This window comes from Halorussus salinisoli, from assembly GCA_005239435.1.
GTDB lineage: Archaea > Halobacteriota > Halobacteria > Halobacteriales > Haladaptataceae > Halorussus > Halorussus salinisoli.
Map to the genome: position 1 here is coordinate 124,704 of SZNP01000011.1, position 14,901 is coordinate 139,604.

13 protein-coding genes are annotated in these 14,901 nt (G+C 52.7%); 8 read left to right on the forward strand and 5 right to left on the reverse strand.

The features are described 5' to 3' along the window. The first annotated feature begins 156 nt into the window (after nucleotides 1-156). From E2484_RS23970 to E2484_RS23980, 3 genes are all read left to right on the forward strand, one after another. Nucleotides 157-1,119: an HNH endonuclease gene (locus tag E2484_RS23970; protein WP_321113111.1), complete on the forward strand. Its 963-nt coding sequence runs from the start codon at nucleotides 157-159 to the stop codon at nucleotides 1,117-1,119. 444 nt (nucleotides 1,120-1,563) lie between these two features. Further along, entirely contained in the window at nucleotides 1,564-2,442 is an 879-nt protein-coding gene (locus E2484_RS23975) for a hypothetical protein (RefSeq protein WP_137287720.1), read from the forward strand. Between the two features lie 99 nt (nucleotides 2,443-2,541). Then, entirely contained in the window at nucleotides 2,542-3,528 is a 987-nt protein-coding gene (locus E2484_RS23980; protein WP_321113112.1) for an HNH endonuclease, read from the forward strand. Between the two features lie 41 nt (nucleotides 3,529-3,569). Here E2484_RS23980 and E2484_RS23985 read toward each other — a convergent pair whose 3' ends face one another. After that, entirely contained in the window at nucleotides 3,570-6,473 is a 2,904-nt protein-coding gene (locus E2484_RS23985) for a DUF6884 domain-containing protein (protein WP_137287721.1), read from the reverse strand. 143 nt (nucleotides 6,474-6,616) lie between these two features. Here E2484_RS23985 and E2484_RS23990 point away from each other — a divergent pair, with 143 nt between their 5' ends. After that, the gene (locus E2484_RS23990; protein WP_137287722.1) at nucleotides 6,617-7,327 is read left to right on the forward strand and encodes a hypothetical protein; all 711 of its coding nucleotides are present in this window, start codon (nucleotides 6,617-6,619) and stop codon (nucleotides 7,325-7,327) included. A gap of 117 nt (nucleotides 7,328-7,444) precedes the next feature. Here E2484_RS23990 and E2484_RS23995 read toward each other — a convergent pair whose 3' ends face one another. The 4 genes from E2484_RS23995 to E2484_RS24010 all read right to left on the reverse strand — a co-directional run bounded on the left by E2484_RS23995 (nucleotide 7,445) and on the right by E2484_RS24010 (nucleotide 10,999). Continuing rightward, nucleotides 7,445-8,653, reverse strand: coding sequence for a hypothetical protein (locus tag E2484_RS23995; protein ID WP_137287723.1), 1,209 nt, complete (start codon nucleotides 8,651-8,653; stop codon nucleotides 7,445-7,447). Further along, nucleotides 8,650-10,047, reverse strand: a complete 1,398-nt coding sequence (locus E2484_RS24000) for a hypothetical protein (protein ID WP_137287724.1) — start codon at nucleotides 10,045-10,047, stop codon at nucleotides 8,650-8,652. The genes E2484_RS23995 and E2484_RS24000 overlap by 4 nt, the downstream gene beginning before the upstream one ends. After that, nucleotides 10,040-10,396, reverse strand: coding sequence for a hypothetical protein (locus tag E2484_RS24005; protein WP_137287725.1), 357 nt, complete (start codon nucleotides 10,394-10,396; stop codon nucleotides 10,040-10,042). The genes E2484_RS24000 and E2484_RS24005 overlap by 8 nt, the downstream gene beginning before the upstream one ends. A gap of 369 nt (nucleotides 10,397-10,765) precedes the next feature. Continuing rightward, nucleotides 10,766-10,999, reverse strand: coding sequence for an ArsR family transcriptional regulator (locus tag E2484_RS24010; protein ID WP_137287726.1), 234 nt, complete (start codon nucleotides 10,997-10,999; stop codon nucleotides 10,766-10,768). 466 nt (nucleotides 11,000-11,465) lie between these two features. Between E2484_RS24010 and E2484_RS24015 the strand changes: the two genes are divergently transcribed. From E2484_RS24015 to E2484_RS24030, 4 genes are all read left to right on the forward strand, one after another. Next, nucleotides 11,466-12,212, forward strand: coding sequence for a hypothetical protein (locus tag E2484_RS24015; protein ID WP_137287727.1), 747 nt, complete (start codon nucleotides 11,466-11,468; stop codon nucleotides 12,210-12,212). Nucleotides 12,213-12,559: 347 nt separating this feature from the next. Next, entirely contained in the window at nucleotides 12,560-12,862 is a 303-nt protein-coding gene (locus tag E2484_RS24020; RefSeq protein ID WP_137287728.1) for a hypothetical protein, read from the forward strand. Continuing rightward, nucleotides 12,863-13,375 carry a hypothetical protein gene (locus E2484_RS24025; RefSeq protein ID WP_137287729.1) on the forward strand — a complete coding sequence of 171 codons (513 nt, stop codon included), beginning with the start codon at nucleotides 12,863-12,865 and terminating at the stop codon, nucleotides 13,373-13,375. A 706-nt stretch (nucleotides 13,376-14,081) separates the two neighbouring features. Beyond that, a complete protein-coding gene (locus tag E2484_RS24030; RefSeq protein ID WP_137287730.1) occupies nucleotides 14,082-14,891 on the forward strand; it encodes a helix-turn-helix transcriptional regulator in 810 nt (269 codons plus the stop codon). The last annotated feature ends 10 nt before the right edge of the window (nucleotides 14,892-14,901 follow it).

Genomic DNA, 14,901 nt, shown 5'->3' on the forward strand with positions numbered 1-14,901 from the left:
GTCGCGGTATTATCCTCAATGACCCTGCCTGTCGTCATAGAGCGAGCATGAGGCGATCCAGGTCAGGAGACGACGTTTAGAAAGGAAATCTTCACAATGGAATACTGACAAACGAACCGCTTAGTGAACGACACTAGTGGACTATACCTTATTCCGGTGAACGACGAGTGGCGAGACGAGTTCAGACGCTCTGTTGAATCGCCAGTCGATCTCACGGCTTACGAGGACGTGCCACCGCAATTGGAAGGGTTGACGGAACGCAGAATTTGGGGGACAACCGAGACAGACGCGAGTAAGAAACAGACCGCAATCGATCAGATGACATCTGGTGATTCCGTCTTATTCTATCACGACGGGGCGTTCATCGCAGGTGGACGCGTGCGACGCACCTTCGAAAACTCGGACGTGGGGCGACTCCTCTGGAACGAACCGCGGAGTAGGCATATCTTCACCATCGAGGACTTCACCACGGACGTCCTCGCTATTGAGCATATCTGGAACCTGCTTGGGTACAAGGCGCGGCCAGTCGTGCAAGGCTTCACTCGCGTCGCCGACCAGCGCGTTGCAGGGTTGGTAGACGACTACGGCTCTGTCGAAGCCGCCATATTCGACGAAGACTCGGATGAGCCATCTGAGGCGGAGATTGAGAACGCACAGACCGAATTGAAGCAAGCCGTTGCTGGTGAACCCCGGCTAACCGAAGCTGAAGACGAGTTCATAGAACGTAGACAGCGGGCACGGGATGCAGCATTTACACGACTCGTCAAAGAAGCATACGATGATACGTGCGCGATGTGTAGACAGAGTCGAGAGACCACCGACGGACAACCGGAGGTCGAAGCAGCCCACATCTATCCGAAGGAACAGAACGGGCGTGATGATATCCGAAACGGCATAGCGCTCTGTCGGCTTCACCATCGGGCATTCGACTCCGGCTGGCTCTCACTCACAGACGACTATACGATTCTTGTCAGGGACTGCCCTGACCGGAATGGCTACCACGAGTTCAAACAACTCGAAGGAAAGAGAGTTCGGCTTCTGTCCGATGAACGATTTCGGCCAGACCAGCTGTTCATAGCGAAACACCGAGAACTCCACGGCTTCAAGAACAGCTTTTAGCAAACTCCTTCGGAGTGACGCGGCGTCCACTAACTGTAACTAAATGAATCACGCAGTACATGTTACTACGGAATGCCAATCTACTTGCTTACTGCGACCCGCCAATGCCACGAGGCTGGCCGCAGTTTGGGACTCGCCACATTCCGTTACCCGAGATTAGATTCCAATAACGGGATTATTTCACATAGCTGGAGATACTTCTTACTGCCCATGGTTACTGGAGTAACTTCGTTCATCTCATTCGACGATGTTCGTAGCGAGATAGATTCGAGCTATCCGAATCCCGGCCAGGACGTTGAGGCTGACTTGCAGATCTCAAATAATGGCTATAGCCATCGCTTGGTAGGCAACTGTGTAGAATTCCTCAGTCGCGTCTGGTTGTACCGCCAGTGTGATTCTATTATCCGGCCGAATCTTCCTGCGTATACGGACGGATCGGAGGTCTTGGACCGTGCTGAGCGATGGGGTCGAGACACGAGTGACTTCGAAAACCAATACGAATGGGACTCAACGGAGAAGCCGCCAGTTCGAGTCTCCGTTTTTGATGGGTTCGTTTGGGAGGACGAGCGCAATCGTGCTTCGAACCGAGAGGAGTGGGAAGCACAGTTGGAGAAACGGGCGGACTGGCGGCCACGTCCAAGCCCGCTCACCTGGCGATATGATGAGGAGCTTGCAACGGTTGTTGAGCAGTTCATTGAGACAGGAATGAATACTGAGGGGGTGGTGAAAGCGGCCTTGCTGAACGCTGGCTGGCAGCCAGACGAAGTGGTTACCTCGTGGGTCGATCGCGCCACGATTGAAGACGAGCTACGCGAAGAGATGGCGAGCCTGTTTCGGTTGCTCCGTGAACAAGCCTGGACCGACGGCGAGCGTCTCGTGGAGAATCCACGCTTTGGGATGCACCAACACATCCTGCCTGGGGAGGGTGATTTCATCATTGATGATCTGTTAGTCGATATCAAAACAACTGAGAAGGGAACCTTTACGCCAGCATACTGGCGACAGTTGTTGCTATACTATGTGTTGGTAGATATCCAGCGAGAGCTGTATGAGGTCGAGGGACGAACCTATGGAAAGGAGGGATGGGATGGCAAGTACCCGGAGGTGTCACGGGCCGGGATTTATTTCGCCCGGCATGGGGAGTTGCAGACGGTCGATATAGATGACTTGTTGACGTCACCTAAGTACGAGCGGTTCCGAGCAAGAATCGTCGATAGGGCCATCGAGGAAAACCGGCACGCCCAGCATGACTATTCAGCGATTCGAGGTGTATTGACCGAGCCATATGATTACGAGCGCCAGCGGTCGCTCTCAGATTTCTAGTGCCAGCGATTAATCCACCAACCAAAAAGAACATAATTTCGTCCTTATACTTGCTTTGACAACGAAAAGATCTTGATCGGGCTCTAACACAACTCCGGTATGCCTCCGGAGCGACTCCGCAGTATCGTCCCGATGTTCGGCGGTGGGACACACTACGTTGAGACGCTAGACTTGATTATCGAGTTCGTTCAAGCCCATCAGCCATCGACGGATGAACTCATCGGGTGGCATCGAGGGACATTCTCGAACGTATCAAGCCGGGACTCGATTATGCGGCGGGTCGGGTATTTGAGACAGATTGGATTCCTTCGGGAAGACGATGAGTACTGGCTGCTGGGGGATGCTGGCCGTGAGTACGTCCAGCAGCAGGACGTTGCGACGCTCCTCCGCATTATGTGTGAGCGCAACGTCGGGCTTCGGAGTCTGCTGTACGCGTTGTCTGCTGGGCCGATGACGATCATGGAGATTAGCGACCAACAGTTGGATACGCATCCGGAGTTGGGGTGGAGTCGCGGGGAGACGGATATGGCGAAGCAACGGGCGAACTGGCTGCGGAGTATGGACCTCGTCGAAAAACGAGACGACGAATACGTCCTAACCGACAGCGGATGGCAGTTCGTTGAGGACGCGGTCGAGGACTGGGCAGGTACTAACTGGACATCGACGGCGTCTCCGTCAGGGATGTCGGCTGGCACGTACGAAACTACAGCGTACGCGAGAGCGGTCGATCCGGAGTTCCGTGCGACGGTGATTGCACAACACGACCAGACGTGCCCCGTTTCTGGCGTTGACCATCCAGGGCTGTTAGATGTCGCTCATGTGTTATCGTGGAGCGAGTATCCCGACTACAGGGCTGACCTGACGAACGTACTCCCACTGAGCAAGACGCATCATGCCGCATTTGACCGGGAGCTATTCACCATCGACCGAGAGTATCGACTGCGAGTGAACCCATCGTTCGACACGGAAAGCGACCTGCTTCAGCGCACGATTGTCGAACAAGCCGGTGAGCGTGTTCCACTCCCCGATGAGAGTCTAAATCCCGAGTATCTTGCTGAGCACAACGCGGCGCTAGCATGGGTCTAGAGTATCATTCTACATATCTACACGGACTATTTCAAGTAGTATTATAGGCCTTCGAGCGTTGATTGGGCTGGTTTTTCGTCTACCCGCCTGCATAAGTCCTCAATAGTTTCAGGGTCTAGCTGGTCAATGCTATCCACACGACGTGCAAAATTCTTAAAGTAGAAGCCTTTTAGACCGACAACGATAGTGCCGTGCTTCTCTGCGTCATCCATCCGTGCTGGGACGGACACGATATTATCGAACTGTTCGTCAACGAGTTCTCGATTGAACACTACGCCAATACGATCGGTCAGGACTTCCTGCACCATCTCGTCAATATCGATACTCGTGTAGTAGTCCTTCCCGAGCGTAAAGAAGACAACATCGTAGTCTGACTCGGTCATCACCTGCGCTAAGTCCTCCTGAATGCGTAACTGGGCGGACCGCTCACAGATCTCACTAACGTTCATCGAACTGAACGTCACCTCGTACGGAGGCAGGGATTCAGTCTCCTCAACCAACCCGAAACCAGCACTAATGAAGTACCGGCGGACATAATGGCCCTCCCGATCCAACCGCCGCACGGCGTCTTTCACGAACTCCTGCTGGCGGCCAGTATACAAATCCCGAGCAGCAATTCCCGGCACGTCATCACGTTCCAGCAGTTCCTTCCTCGAGAATCGGAGCGTCTCTTCCGCATCGAATTCCTGGACAGTCTCTGGCGTGTTCTTCGAGCCTGAACACTGGTCAATGACCAAGATGTCGAGGCCGTCGTCGGTCGACAGTTGTGGCGGATGCGGAACAAAATCCTCACCAGCGACATAGTTCCCACCACAACTCTCGAGTGCGCTCTTTCGCACCGTGTCCGCTTCCTCGTAGACCTGTATAGAACAGCCGCTCTGCTTGACAGTATCGAGAAGACGTTTATCTACGTCACCGTCGGGTGCGTGCAGAATCAATTTCTGATATCGCTCAGTTTCCCGACCTAGATTTTCAGCCATACTAGTACGTGAGAATGACACCGAGGCTGGTGTGTTCTCCCACCACTCTCGGACTCCATCGGCGTCCACAACACCGACTTCGGCAACGGGAAGATCGTGGACTTGCTCCCAGAATTCCGAGTGCTCCTTCCGGAGATAGTCTTTAACTGTGTCGTAGCCGCTTAGAGACGCTGTCCCCTGTGTTGCCACGATGATTTTCGGCAGTTTGTCCGCGAACTCGTGGTAGAACCGGTGCGTGTTATGGAATCCACGGCGGCGGTTTCGATCATTTCCACGGAAGATACAAACCTCAACGCCATTCTCGACGCATATCGGACAGTCACACTTCTCCCACGGTCTTCTTTGGAGCGTTTTCTGGTATTCCCCAAGCAGGTTATCGTCTCCAATCCACTCCGCATAATCACGAACGACGGTCCAAATTTCATCGTACTCCGTAGGCGCTTCCTCGTCTTCTAACACGGACTTCATCCGCGGGAAGCCCTCGAATTTCCGCTCGGCGACTTTGAGCAATTCATCGTAGTCGCTGAAATCGACGGGATCCGCCAGCTCGTCGGAGCGGAGGAGCTTGACCAGTTTACCGAGGAGGTTCTCGCTGAAGGTAGCTTGTAGCTCTCGGGCGTAGTCGAAGTGATCGCGGAAGGCTGCTTCGATGTCACGGAGTCGGGACTTGTCGTATCGGTTGTCGTGGCGGTGTTCCCGGAGATACTCTCGCGTCGCCGATAGCACAGGCCCAGCCTTTTCGCGCCAGTCTTGAAGGGCATCCGTAATCGACTCGTCCGCCGCGTATGCTCGGAGCGCCACTAGCGTTTCCCGACCTCGAAGTGACTTTTCGATTGCCTCGTCGAGGTCGTCGCGGTTAGAGGGGTATCGAATACGGATTGCGTCGTAGCGCTCGTCGGCGTCCAACCGATAATTCTGTCCGCCAGTCCACGCCGAGCGCAACATGCTTGCGCTGTCGAAACTGGTGATCCCTGATCGACCGACTGTCTCGAAGCCCTCCGTTTTCGCGAATCCGAAGACGTGTGAGTCAATGCGTGTGTCGTGCTCGCGCTCGAACTCCTTGACAGTCTTTCCGACGCCCTTCACGATTTTCCGGACCTCGTGAATTAGGCTACCTGCAACCCCGCCAATCCCGAGATAGTTATAGCCGATATCGAGAACGGTGTCGGCAGCATTGGCATATGACTCGGCGTTCCAGCCCTGAATTGCGACCATTAGTCGGAATGGGTAGTTCCCGTCGTGGTAGAGGTCGTACATCTCTTGGGCATTGCGCAACGTGAGTTCATAGCGGAACTCCGCATCGTTCTCACGGTAGACCGCGCGAGGATCGGTCTTTAGACTCTCAAGTACTGCATCTATGTCACCTTGGAAATCCTCGGCGGTGAACGGTTCGACGTCTCCGTCCGCTCTTGTCCGTATCGTTGGTTCGTACTCGTCGACATACACGGGCCACTCCTTGGGCCACTCGTCCGTCATCAGATCGACGATATCGGTCAGCGCGTCCGGGATATCGCTCTTTTTGAAGTCCGAGCGGAAGGCGCGTTCGTCGAGATAGAGACGCCCTTTGTCCTTTCCAGACCTCAGAACGAGGTGGTCTATCGTCACTCCGACCGTGACTTCGAGTGTCTCGTAGAAGTCCAGCATCTCGGCATTCCCGTACGGAGGGAAGGGGAGGGCCTTGTACCCCCACGCGCCACAGTCGCTGATTGTCGGTAGCCAGTCGGGAATAGAGAGAACGGGGTCGTCGTAAACGCCGTACTCTGCAAGGCGTTCGGTCTTCCGATTCGTCTCTTCTACCTGCTCGCGCGAGATGAGAACCCCATCGATAGGTGTAGTGTCGCGCTCGAAGATATCCCAGATGTAGTCTAGGTTTCGTTCTTGGCGGTTGAGGTTAGAGAGTTCATCATGTTCAAAGTCGTAGTGAGCATCAACTGCGTCATCCCATTCAGGAACGTAGAATCTCACTAATTTTGTTCACCACCATCTAGTTAGCTATTTTCACTATATGAATTTCCCTTTCTCTCGCCGTCTTGTGCTTCAAAGAACCTGACGTGAGGTTCACAGACGAACTTCTTTATATCTCCATTCAAGTATTACTAATAGCTAAAATGCAACGCAAGCGGGACATTGATCGACTGTATACACTTCTTCAACGGCTCGATGAGAAAGTCGGCGGGAAACAAAAACTCAAAGACTGTACTGGCTATATGGACTGGCCAGACCGTGGTGTCTACATTTTCTTTGCCCCAGGTGAATACCAAGACTCGGACGACCACCTTCGAGTGACCCGTATTGGAACCCATGCTGTCTCCGAAGGAAGTGGCACGTCACTCTGGGACCGGCTCCGAACACACCGGGGAGCGAAACGAGGAAGCTATGAAGGTGGTGGAAATCATCGGGGCTCAGTATTTAGAAAACGAGTTGGTGAAGCCCTTATCGACCGTGAAGACTTGCAGGAGGAATATCCCTACTGGGGCCAGGGTTCAAGCGCGAAACGGGAACGCCGGCTCAATGAACTTGACATGGAACAGCGAGTGAGCAACTATCTCCGGGACCTTCCATTCCTCTGGCTGAACGTGGACGACGAACCGAGCCCCAAGAGTCAACGGGCCTATATCGAGCGGAATATGATTGCACTACTGAGCAACTACCAGCGAGAGACAGTTAATGCTCGCTCAGATGATTGGGTTGGTAAACACAGCCGAAGCGAGAAAATCCGTAAATCGGGGCTTTGGAACGTAAATCACGTCGATGAGGAATACGACCCTGCCTTCCTTGATGATGTGAGTGAGGCTATCGAGAACACGGAATCGGTGTAGCGTAATCGCCAGTCACCAACGGGAGTATTTTAGTGCTGGGTCATGCCAGTGGTACTCTTTTTAGGACGCTATTCTAAATTTCGCCATTAAGATAGAATAATTAAAAGGAAACGCTAATCAATGTGAGCTGGAGTTGGATCTGCACATTGACCGTATCCGGGACCTAGCATTCTCGTATGCAGTAGGTTGATCCCAGTTAAAATGCCAGAGCTCAAACATCGGCTGAATTGTCATTAAGAAAAATGCAAATACGGCCAATAAAAACACAGTGTTAAGAGCAGTAAGTGCTGCTGGCTCAAGTTTTAGTTGCCCATTAGTAATCATACCAACAACAGCGTTAATAGCGGGTAGTGCCCCAACAGTTAACAAACCGAGCGTGAGTTTGACAAAACGACCAGTATTGTGTCTGTCATCCTTCAAGTCATTATAGTTATTAACTTTTTTAGCGAGTGTGTCGATAACCTCAACTGCATCAGTATTAGCGTCCAGCTGTTGAGTTTCACCGTCTTCGACGAGATGGAGGTGAAGCGCCTCTGCCTTCGAGTCCGTGCAGTTACATACAGTCAGGTGAGTCGAATCACTAATTTCAACTGCCGACACTAGACTGGTAACATCAAGCTCATCACCGGCATATTTGATATTATCAACCAATTGTGGTTGTGCCCGAAATTCAAGATCATCATCTACAGCGGTGATTGCCTCAAGTGTACGCTGTGGTCCTGCTGGCATATTGGTAGCCGCGTACGAGTTCACCGCGTACAATTCTTGAGCCGGAGCCCCCTGTAACTCTATTAATAGATTCGATATCTCTTGCCAGAATTCATTGTTTATGACATCTCCCCATGGGAATACTGCATCACGGTCAATCCCGCTTCGCGGTATATCGAAACCGATAAGAAACTTACTCTCTCGTGGCTTAGCTTCATCTTTCAGTAGTTTTTCAGCGTCGAAGTGGAGCTGGAACTTGACCGTTCCTCGATTTCCGCCGTCAACTGTTGCATCGTATTGCAACCCATCGTCTGCTTCTGCCAGCTCAGTCGTAGGAATGCCATGTTTCTCTTGAAGCGTCGTACACCACGCTTGCGCGAGTGCGTGAGAGTCGAGAGTCCACCCATCATCGACCTCGATAAAGAAGTGACGCCACGGATAGTTTGGATCTTCAGTGACACTAGAATATGCTCCATCAGCCCATCGCTCTATGTCCGCTTCATTGAAGACATAATCGAGTGTCGCCCCTTGATCGGAGACCTGATCAAAGCACGTTCGCAGCAGCCGCTCATTAGCGGTGGTGAGCTCTGGAGCCGATCCATTGTGCTGAAAGCTCATATCTCGAATTCAGACTTAGCGGTTTCAATTAGATCGACTGGGGACGTAAAGTCACTGGTCAGCAAACTGTGGAGCTGGCACCAGAGCTTATCGAAATTGTAATTGGGGTCGTCCAAATCCCACCGTGAATAGTCGTCGAAAAGCTGCTTCAGATGCGCTTTCTGTTGAGGATCTTCTGGGATATCAGAATCAGGTGCGTCCTTTATCTGGTCGGTTTTGAGAAGTTCACATCCAAGACTGAAGAAGAGGTCACGGAACATCTGTATCTCCACGGCCTCGATTTGTGAGTTCTCAACGTGTCTATCAACTGCGGTTCGTAGCGCAAGGTTTCGCCGGTTGAGATAGGTTCGTATACCCCCCGCAGCGGTTTGATTATTGATTTTCCAACGATGCTCCTCAAGCCGATCGGTAACAGTTCGGAGTAGACTCTTATACTCCCGAATTTTGACCAGCTCCTTAACCAACTGGTTAATACAGGAGGGGGTAGTCTCCTTTGTCGCAGATATCTTGCACTCGTACTGAAGCCGAATCTTTACATCCCAGGAGTGATCTTCGGCAGTATGGGTGTGCTCAAATTTTAATTTGACAATCCGTCCGTTGAGAGATGCCGGACGAACGATCTCAGAATTAAGTGGACTGAGATTTGATGCTCCACTGTAACGGGCTTTCTTAATATTTCGGCCCCCCTTGAATTGACCATAGTCTATACCGACGTTCTGCCCATCCAAAGCATTCTCTAATGCGAGCATTTCGTTTGGGGTCAACCGAGGTTGGGGCTCAATATCTCCTTCACTCCAAGTCTCAATTAGATTACGGAGGCGGGAGATATCATCATCATCCATCGCACGGCGCGAGATTGCGAGAACTCCTTGCTGTGTGTAGACTCTAACTTCAGCATAGAAGTTATAGAATCTATATTGGGTGTCATTTTCTATATCCTCTTCTGCTATTTGGTTGCCAGGGATCACAAACCGTAGATCGAGAATTCCGTCCCCGCGATCTTTTACACTGACCAACGAATTTCGTACCTTTGATTCATGCAAGTTATCATGGTCTTCGTCCCGAACTTTCTCAGATGCCTTCTCATACAGTGTATCGTACGAAATATCGCTCCCGAAATATAACTTAAGATTAAATAAATCTCCTTTATCACCTCGTAAATTAAACACTCGCTCTACGAAGTTTTCCCAGCTGCCGTTGAGTCGCCGTTGAATCTTATTGTAGACTTCCTCCTGAGTTGCTGCCTGCAGTTCAGCCGCAGTAAGTGGTGTCCGTTCAATAAGATCCCTAATCGGTGGGAGATCAGGATCCTGGAAATCAGCGACGTGGAGCCTGTCGAGACGCTCCCGATGAGTATACCCCTCCTCATCACGGAAGAAATATGTTCTACTCATCGTTAAGGTCATCAAACTCAAGCATCTTCGTTGACGCTGCCTCTCGCTTAAGTTCGTATTCGTATTGCTCGACAAGAGAGATGAATTCGTCCATCATATTATACCGACTGAACGCCTCGTTTATCGCATTATCAATATGTTCTCGCTCCAACTGTCTATCCTCCTTTTCAATTCGATTTTCTTCAGCTGTTTTGATTAGCGCCTCCAGAGTATTACGAAGATGCTCCGCTAGATATTCAGAACCATTTGTTCTTACGCGCACACTGTCTGGAGTTAGATCCTTACAGAGTTCGTGGACTTGGTTTGAACTGACCGGTTTCGCTTCCGAGGAATCCTGATCATCGGCCATAATCTAGCGATACAAATGATACCATGATATAACTAACGAAGATGCTGTTGAATATTAAAAGAAGGATCGGAGATCGCTCTTCCCTCGGCACGGGTAAATGTTCTGATTTCCGAAAGGAAGAGTCCTAATCAATACAGACACCAACGGTAACCATTGACGCGTTCATCGAAGGACTCTACTGATTAGTCTAACTAGCAATAGTGACGAGGCTTATATTGACATAGGGCTTCTCATAGGACTGGCCGTAAGAAATGCTAACAACAATATACTACCCCGAAGAGTCTATATCGACCGTCTAGTAGCACTCATAGGGCTCGTTCCCAGCGGTATTTTATCAGTAAATAGTGGTGTAGTAGATGGATTGGTGGTCTAGTCTTTATCTGCGTCTCGTTCGCCGTGTAGATATGCCTGCCCTCGATCGGTAATGGAGAAGAAAGAGCTATACTCGTCATCTCGTTCGACGTATCCCCGACTCTCCAGTTCTTCGAGGGCTCGTTTTATTGTGCGATAGCCGGGGTCTAGCTCGTTGTCGAGAACACCGATTGGAACGGCAATCTCATGATGGTCTAAAAACTCTAGGACGGGGTCAGTTGCAGTATTCATCCAGCGGCCCCGCTTTCGCCGTGCCATTGGTGAATCGAGTTCCACATGGCACTTACCGAGTTTGGTTTGTCTGACCTCTAACACCATAGACAATCATAATGGCAGTTTAGACTGCCAAATTATAAATGCCTGGTATCCAAATGACCTGTACGGAAGCTACAGGTGGCCTACCAGTCGTTAGGTAGGATTCTACTCAAAACGGAGCGGACTGATGGTCAGAACATCAGATCCGCGACTGCTTCCGTAGAGCCAGTACGGAAGCCATGTCAACGAACACGACCAAGGGACTTCAAATTCCCGCACACCCACACGTACCGATTGCACCTAAACCATCTCGTCAGCAGACACTAACAGACAAATACCGAATCCAAGAGACCACTCAACAAGGCAAGACTATCGGTAGTCTACAACTCGCCGAGCCACTAACTGCCAAGTTTCTCCCAGTCGATTCAGGTGGTGACGGACTGTGCCAGTAGATGCTGACTCCGAGACGCCCGTGTCGGCGATGACGATTGGGGAACTCACGAGGGAGGTCCGCCAACTCCGCGAGGAAGTCCGGGACCTCCGAAGCGATGTAGACGACCAACAGGCGACCATTGACCGCCAGGAGACCGAAATCGAGGAACTCCGTGGTGACCTCCAAGCAGAACGCCAGGCGCGCAAGGAGGCCGAAGAAGACCTCAAGAAAGACCGCACCCAACAAATCGCTCGCGCAAAAGCCGACGTGCGCGAGGACGTTCAGGATCTCCACGACACCATCCAGACCGAACAACAGACTCGTAGCCAAGCGGACGCCCGCCTGAAACAACGGCTCTCGGACCTCGCGGACGAAGCCGACATCGACGTAACCGACGCCGACCTGATTTCGAAGGACAAACTCGTGCGGCTCGTCCAGCAGGGACCTGACAGCGTGACCGACCGCGTCTACCCCGTCCACCATCGCGCCCAAGCACTCCTCGAACACCCAGAGGAGTGGGGGAGAGTGGTCTCGGATGCGAACGGTCAGCGCGTCGTCTACACCGCCCCAGCAGTCCGGCCCTATCTGAACGCGTACTTCGACCGGACGTTCGCCTCGAGCGAACTCAAGCGTATCTTCGAGAAAATCGAGGACCTCGCGGCCATCTCACCACGCACTGTCCGCGTGGATAAGAATCAGGCGGGTGAACACCGTCTCGTCGTTCAACTCCAAGACGCCAGCGTCGAGGGCGAGTGATGACGAGTCGGCTTACAGGTGGTGTTAGCACGGCCACCACGACGGGGTGTCAGCACACCCTCGTCCATACCACGAGCCCGCTCTAGGACAATACCACGCTTCCTGAGAAAGCACGAGCAGTCCTGTTCTTTCTGGGTTGACTAGCGGTGGGTGTTTTTTGAAGTGCGGTCGTCGGCGGTCGTCGAGCCGACGGTCGCAGAGTAGATTCAGCTAACACCACGTGTTTGTTGAGACTTCCGAGGAGAGCGTTGTGAGTACTATTTCCATCTCACCGAGGGACGTGCGAGAACAGGCTCACATTGTACACACGAAAATGCCTAAGTAGACTGGCTCACAATGTACACATGATGAGCACCGATAAAAAGCGCGTGCAGTTTCGAGCCCCAAACCGCCTCATCGACCGGGCCGACGCACTCGCCACAGTTCTCGGGGAGGACCGAACAGACGTCCTCGTAACCGCACTCCGTGAGTACCTCCAGGACGCCGCTCACGATGATGCCATCACTCAGGAAATCGCCGCTGCCTACTACGACGACGAAATCAGCTACGAGCAACTGAAGGCACTCGTCGGGGCCGAAGAAGCGGCCAACCTCCGTGTATTGAAACAGCAACTGGACGAAGGCTTCGTTGACGAAGTCGCCGACCTATAGATGCCAGAGGTAGTCGCAGACACGTCAGCGCTGGTGAGCCTTGGTATCGTCGCAGACACCACTCCGAATCCGCTCTCGCTCTGTCTCGACCGCTACGATGTGTTCGTCCCAGAGGAGGTTATCGCAGAGCTTGAAGAGATTGCGTCGTACGATGACGAACACGGGAGGGCCGCAACTGCAGTCCTCAATCGAACTGCTGAGCTGACAGTCCAAGCTGTGGACCTTGACGCCGAGTTCCCACTCGACGATGGTGAAAACGCTGCAGTAACACTTGCAAACGAGCTCAACGCCGCACTCTTCCTTTGTGATGAATTCAACTCGCTTGGATTGATTCACGCCTCTCTTGCTGATACACGACTCGTGACGACGCCCACGCTCCTCTCGGTATTCGTTCGAACAGACCGATTGACGCCCGACGAAGCACACACGCTCCTTGATGACATCAGCACCGCTCGAAGTTGGGATACGAACAGCTATGTCCAGCGAGCACGCTCGGTGCTTGATACATCTTGACTCACCCGCTTCGAGCAGTACCTTGTTGCGTAAGTGCGAACTTATTGATACGTCACTTCGGCATCTCGCAACAGAATTTAGCGGTCCACCGAAGACGGAGTCCGGTAACTTACTGAAAACCCTCGGCCACTCGGTATCCCACGACCGCCGCCGCGATCCTCCTCCCTGCGGTGCTTGCGGAGTTGGGGGGGACGTTCACGGCGAAAAGCGCCGTGAGTTCGGAAGACGACGTCTCCCGGTGACCGAGGCGGCCTCGCCCTTTCCGAGTCCGCCAGGCTGACGGCTATGGCAGCGAGCGACAGAACCGGATGGCCGGATGTTTTGCCACGGCACACCCCGCTCGCCGCTGCTGGCCGCCGCGTCGCTTGCGGCCGACTATTTGCAGAGGGTTCGTTGTAACCGCCGAGTTGATGATAGTCTTTCACACCCGTGCTGGATACAGAGCGCTTATCGGTCACAAAGACGTGCCAAGATTTGTTTAACCGAATCGGTTAGTTCAGACGATCTGCGTGCCGCTGAAGGAGTTTATGGCGGTCTACGGACACCGGTATGCTGTATGGGTTGGAAGGGTCTTTCTGGCACTCTCTCTGAGGATTCTCCAAGAGATAGAGGAGTCGTTGACAGTGACACACCCTATGTATCCCATTGGATGTAGTTGCCACACCCCAAAGCGAATGGTTATTATTGTATATCGACTAGGTATGCCATGGGGAAACTTGTCAATGGGTCGCCGATTGACGACATCGGGTATCTCTCTCGATCCGAACATCGTATTCCGATGCTCGTTTCGCTGACGGACCGTCCCCGGAGTCGCTCCGAACTCTGTGAGCTGAATGAAGTGTCGTCGTCGACAGCCCGACGAACGTTGAGCGAATTCGAAGACCGCACTTGGGTTCGAAAGGAGGGGTACCAGTATGTGGCAACACGGTTGGGAGAGGCCATCGCGGCCGGGATGGAGGATCTGATCGACCTTTTCGAAACCGAGCGGAAGCTACGTGACATCTGGCACTGGCTTCCAGACGGGGTGATTGACGTACCGACCGAGACATGGTCTGAGATGACTGTCACACTTCCGGAGCCCGATTCACCCTACCGTCCTGTGAACCGATTTAAGTCGCTTCTCCAGCAGACGAACGAGGTCCGCTATCTTCGACCCGAGGTTGCCTTGATGGAGCCCTGCTTCGACACGCTCCTCTCGTTGATTGACGCCGGAGTAGACATGACGTTGATCGACCGGCCGAGTTGTCATGCATACTTCATCACGACGTATCCCGAGCGCAGTTTAGAGATAGAGAAACGGGACAATTTCATGGTTCTTGAGCATGACGAACTTCCCCACTGTGGAATCGGCCTTCTGGACAACCGCGTCACCATCAGCTGTTACGAGCAGGACAGTGGATCGGTCCAAGCATTGATCGACACCGACGTTCCGGCTATCCGCGAGTGGGCAGAATCGATGTATGCGTCCTTCGAGATCGACGCGCGACCGGTCAACCCCGAAGCCTACATGGAGTGACACTCCCGGT